The sequence below is a fragment of the Fibrobacter sp. UWB16 genome (assembly GCF_900215325.1).
Classification (GTDB): Bacteria; Fibrobacterota; Fibrobacteria; order Fibrobacterales; family Fibrobacteraceae; genus Fibrobacter.
This window is the reverse complement of the sequence record NZ_OCMS01000008.1, coordinates 1-5,117: the sequence shown is the minus strand read 5'-3', so window position 1 is coordinate 5,117 and position 5,117 is coordinate 1. Positions and strand designations below refer to the sequence as shown.

The 5,117-nt window shown below is 56.9% G+C and carries 2 tRNA genes and 3 rRNA genes; all 5 read left to right on the top strand.

The window, feature by feature from the left end:
* Positions 1-33: 33 nt before the first annotated feature.
* The 5 genes from CRN95_RS14560 to rrf all read left to right on the top strand — a co-directional run bounded on the left by CRN95_RS14560 (position 34) and on the right by rrf (position 5,070).
* Positions 34-1,533, top strand: a 16S ribosomal RNA gene (locus tag CRN95_RS14560).
* 90 nt (positions 1,534-1,623) lie between these two features.
* Positions 1,624-1,697, top strand: a tRNA-Ile gene (locus CRN95_RS14555).
* Between the two features lie 6 nt (positions 1,698-1,703).
* Positions 1,704-1,776 (top strand) — tRNA-Ala (locus CRN95_RS14550).
* 173 nt (positions 1,777-1,949) lie between these two features.
* A 23S ribosomal RNA gene (locus CRN95_RS14545) occupies positions 1,950-4,851 on the top strand.
* Positions 4,852-4,955: 104 nt separating this feature from the next.
* Positions 4,956-5,070 (top strand): 5S ribosomal RNA (gene rrf / locus CRN95_RS14540).
* The 16S, 23S and 5S rRNA genes sit together here with 2 tRNA genes alongside, the layout of an rRNA operon.
* Positions 5,071-5,117 lie beyond the last annotated feature (47 nt).

The following is a 5,117-nucleotide window of genomic DNA, read 5'->3' as shown; positions in this document are numbered from 1 at the left end:
ATTTACGAAAAACAGGACAGACTATTTAGAAAATCAATGAAGAGTTTGATCCTGGCTCAGAACGAACGCTGGTGGCGTGTCTTATACATGCAAGTCGAGCGAGGCAGCAATGCCGAGCGGCGAACGGGTGAGTAACGCGTAAGCAATCTGCCCCATATCAGGAAATACCCGTGCCAACGCGCGGTTAATGTCCAGGAGAGTGGCCCTCTGCATGGAGGGTTGACTAGAGATTTATCGGTATGGGATGAGCTTGCGTCCGATTAGCTAGTTGGCGGGGCAACGGCCCACCAAGGCGACGATCGGTAGCCGGCCTGAGAGGGTGATCGGCCACATTGGGACTGAGATACGGCCCAGACTCCTACGGGAGGCAGCAGTAGGGAATATTGCACAATGGGGGAAACCCTGATGCAGCAACGCCACGTGTGGGAAGAAGCATTTCGGTGTGTAAACCACTGTCATGAGGGAATAAGGCCCGCCTTCGGACGGGATTGAATGTACCTTGAGAGGAAGCACCGGCAAACTTCGTGCCAGCAGCCGCGGTAATACGAGGGGTGCAAGCGTTGTTCGGAATTACTGGGCGTAAAGGGAGCGTAGGCGGAGATTCAAGCGGATTGTACAATCCCGGGGCCCAACCCCGGCTCTGCAGTCCGAACTGGATCTCTTGGATAGTTCAGGGGCAGGCGGAATTCCTGGTGTAGCGGTGGAATGCGTAGAGATCAGGAAGAACACCGATGGCGAAGGCAGCCTGCTGGGGACTTTATCGACGCTGAGGCTCGAAAGTGCGGGTAGCAAACAGGATTAGATACCCTGGTAGTCCGCACCGTAAACAATGCATACTGGGTGTCCGGGGGTTCCCCCGGGTACCGTAGCCAACGCGTTAAGTATGCCGCCTGGGGAGTACGTACGCAAGTATGAAACTCAAAGGAATTGACGGGGGCCCGCACAAGCGGTGGAGCATGTGGTTTAATTCGAAGCAACGCGCAGAACCTTACCAGGGTTTGACATGGGAACGCCGCGGCGAGAGATCGCCGTTTTGCAGCAATGCAACGTTCCGCACAGGTGCTGCATGGCTGTCGTCAGCTCGTGTCGTGAGATGTTGGGTTAAGTCCCGCAACGAGCGCAACCCACGTTTCCAGTTGCCACCCGCAAGGGGGCCCTCTGGAGAGACTGCCGGGGACAACCCGGAGGAAGGTGTGGATGACGTCAAGTCCTCATGGCCCTTACATCCTGGGCTACACACGTGCTACAATGGTCGGTACAATGGGTCGCAACGCCGCGAGGCGGAGCCAATCCTCAAAGCCGTCCTCAGTTCGGATCGGAGTCTGCAACTCGACTCCGTGAAGCTGGAATCGCTAGTAATCGTGGGTCAGCACACCACGGTGAATACGTTCCCGGGCCTTGTACACACCGCCCGTCAAGCCATGGGAGAAGGGAGTGCTCTAAGTCGTGCAAGCGCCTAAAGCAAGACCTTTGACTGGGGCTAAGTCGTAACAAGGTAGCCGTACCGGAAGGTGCGGCTGGATTACCTCCTTTAAGGAGTAAATCTGGAACAGAAGTTCCAACAGCCTGTTTTTCGAGACAACAAGTCGTCACCCAAGTACATCTCCGATTCTTTTAGAGCCCGGGTCTGTAGCTCAGCTGGTTAGAGCACCGCTCTGATAAGGCGGGGGTCAATGGTTCAAGTCCATTCAGGCCCACTTTCAGGGGTTATAGCTCAACTGGTAGAGCGCCAGCTTTGCAAGCTGGATGTTAGGAGTTCGAGTCTCCTTAGCTCCAGGAAGCACCGACCGGGTGCAGAAAACATCGTCCCAGCGAGGACATGTGAAAATTGAAATTTCGGCATGGAAACTAACAAAGCAATCAAGCATACAGAGTGACTTGAAGCACCAAGATAAAGAGGTGGATTCGAGCTGCTCATGCGGCAGAACAGAGCTGAATCGCTGGAATTAGGATTTAAGCGAAGGAATGCACGCGGGGGATGCCTAGGCATCCGCCGGCGACGAAGGACGGGCCAAGCCCCGAAAGTCCCATGCGAGGCGCAAAGGGCCTTTGACCATGGGGGATCCGAATGGGGAAACCCACGCGCAAGCGTATCCTCTCGATGAATACATAGTCGAGCGGAGGCAAACCCGGGGAACTGAAACATCTCAGTACCCGGAGGAAAAGAAATCAACCGAGATTCCCGCAGTAGTGGTGAGCGAACCGGGAGGAGCCCAGACGGGTTGCGTACAGTGGACAGAGAGCGAAGCGGGATGGAAAGCCCCCCCACAGCAGGTGACAGGCCTGTAGCGATCGAGAAGCTGACGTCCGTCGAAGAGTAGGGCGGGACACGTGAAATCCTGCCTGAAGACGGGGGGACCACCCTCCAAGGCTAAATACGAGCGGATGACCGATAGTGCACAGTACCATGAGGGAAAGGTGAAAAGCACCCCGAGAGGGGAGTGAAATAGCGCCTGAAACCGCGTGCATACATTCTGTCGGAGGGAGGATTCATCCTCCTGACGGCGTGCCTTTTGTTTAATGAGCCAGCGAGTTGCTCGTGTACGGCAAGGTTAAGGGCCTCAGGTCCGGAGCCGAAGCGAAAGCGAGTCTCAACTGGGCGACCAGTCGTACACGGCAGACACGAAGCCTTAGTGATCTACCCATGGCCAAGCTGAAGCGGAAGTAACATTCCGTGGAGGGCTGAACCGATATACATTGAAACGTGTTCGGATGAGCTGTGGGTAGGGGTGAAAGGCCAATCAAACTGGGCGATAGCTTGTTCTCTCCGAAACATATTTAGGTATGGCGTCATGTTAGCTTCACGGGGGTAGAGCACTGGCAGGACTAGGGGGCACACCCGCTTACCAAACCCTATCAAACTCCGAATACCGTGAACGCGATGCATGGCAGACAGCCTGCGAGTGATAAGATCCGTAGACGAAAGGGAAACAACCCTGACCACCGACTAAGCGTCCCCAAGTACGTGCCAAGTGGGAAAGGATGTGGAGCTGCACAGACAGCCAGGAGGTTAGCTTAGAAGCAGCTATCCTTTAAAGAAAGCGTAATAGCTCACTGGTCAAGCGGCTCCGCGCCAAAAATGATCGGGACTAAGCACGTCACCGAAGTCGTGGACTCCTTCGGGAGTGGTAGGAGAGCGTTCCGCAGGCCTGGGAAGGCGGGTGGCGATGCCCGCTGGAGGCACCGGAAACGAGAATGCTGGCATGAGTATGCGAAAATGCGGGTGAAAAACCCGCACACCGTAAGTCCAAGGGTTCCCGGGCAAGGATAATCCTCCCGGGGTCAGTCGGGATCTAAGACGAGGCCGAGAGGCGTAGCCGATGACAACCAGGTGAACATTCCTGGACCCTCCGATAAGCGTCATGACCGACGCGGCGACGCATGGGAATTCACGGGGCGGCCGATGGATGCCGCTGAAGGAGTGCGAGGCGCAGGGGCGGCAAATCCCCCCTGCACAGGCCCCAGGCTCCGGACCCCCGGAAGGCTTCGGCCGGAAGGGGCGCCGCGATGGACCGTGCCAGGAAAAACCGCTAAGGGAGCGAACGGAGGCCCGTACCGTAAACCGACACAGGTGGACGAGGCGAATAGCCTAAGGTGCTCGAGACAACTCGGGAGAAGGAACTCGGCAAATTAACCCCGTAACTTCGGGATAAGGGGAGCCTCCGGTTGTGACCGTGAACAGCGGGAAGCATCTGGAGGTCGCAGGGAAACGGCAGAAGCGACTGTTTACCAAAAACACAGGGCCATGCTAACACGCAAGTGGACGTATATGGTCTGACACGTGCCCGGTGCCGGAAGGTTAACAGGAGGGGTCAGCGCAAGCGAAGCCCTGAATCGAAGCCCCGGTAAACGGCGGCCGTAACTATAACGGTCCTAAGGTAGCGAAATTCCTTGTCGGGTAAGTTCCGACCTGCACGAATCGTGTAACGACTTCTGCACTGTCTCCTCCCGGGACTCGGCGAAATTGCAGTGCCGGTGAAGATGCCGGCAACCCGCACCTGGACGGAAAGACCCCATGAACCTTCACTGTATTTTGACATTGGTTTTAGGGCTGGCATGTGTAGGATAGGTGGGAGGCTACGAGCCGGCGACGCCAGTCGTCGGGGAGCCGTCCTTGAAATACCACCCTTGCCCGTTTTGAGATCTAACCTCGTCCCGTCATCCGGGACAGGGACCGTGTCTGATGGTCAGTTTGACTGGGGCGGTCGCCTCCCAAAAGGTAACGGAGGCATCCAAAGGTTCCCTCAGCGCGGTCGGCAATCGCGCGCAGAGCACAAAGGCATAAGGGAGCTTGACTGCGAGACGGACACGTCGAGCAGGTACGAAAGTAGGGCTTAGTGATCCCGCGGTACAGCGTGGAAAGGCCGTTGCTCAATGGATAAAAGGTACTCTGGGGATAACAGGCTGATCTCCCCCAAGCGTTCATAGCGACGGGGAGGTTTGGCACCTCGATGTCGGCTCGTCGCATCCTGGGGCTGGAGAAGGTCCCAAGGGTTTGGCTGTTCGCCAATTAAAGCGGCACGCGAGCTGGGTTCAAAACGTCGTGAGACAGTTTGGTCCCTATCCGGTGTGGGCGTTCGAGACTTGAGGGAAGCTGTCCTTAGTACGAGAGGACCGGGACGGACGGACCTCCGGTGTACCGGCTGTCGCGCCAGCGGCATTGCCGGGTAGCCATGTCCGGATTGGAGAAACGCTGAAGGCATCTAAGCGTGAAGCCATTCCCAAGATCAGGTCTCGCGGGGGCAACCCCCTGAAGGGCCGTCGGAGACTACGACGTCGATAGGCCGCAGGTGTAAGCGTGGCGACACGTTGAGCCGAGCGGTACTAATAGCCCGTGAGACGCTTTTCCTTTCTTTCAACGATTTGGTTCAACTGTCCCGCGTGGGCAGCCCGGACCCGCCTTGCTTCAGAGCTCTGGTGATTGCAAAGAGTTTAGGTTCCATGCATGAGTTTGTTTCAGCGGTTATCGAGTGAGGGTCACACCCGTTCCCATCCCGAACACGGAAGTTAAGCCTCAGATCGCCGATGGTACCTGGCCCCCGGGCCCGGGAGAGTAGGTCGCCGCTGGATTCACGCCCCGCCTGACGCAACACGTCGGGCGGGGCTTTTTCTTTTTT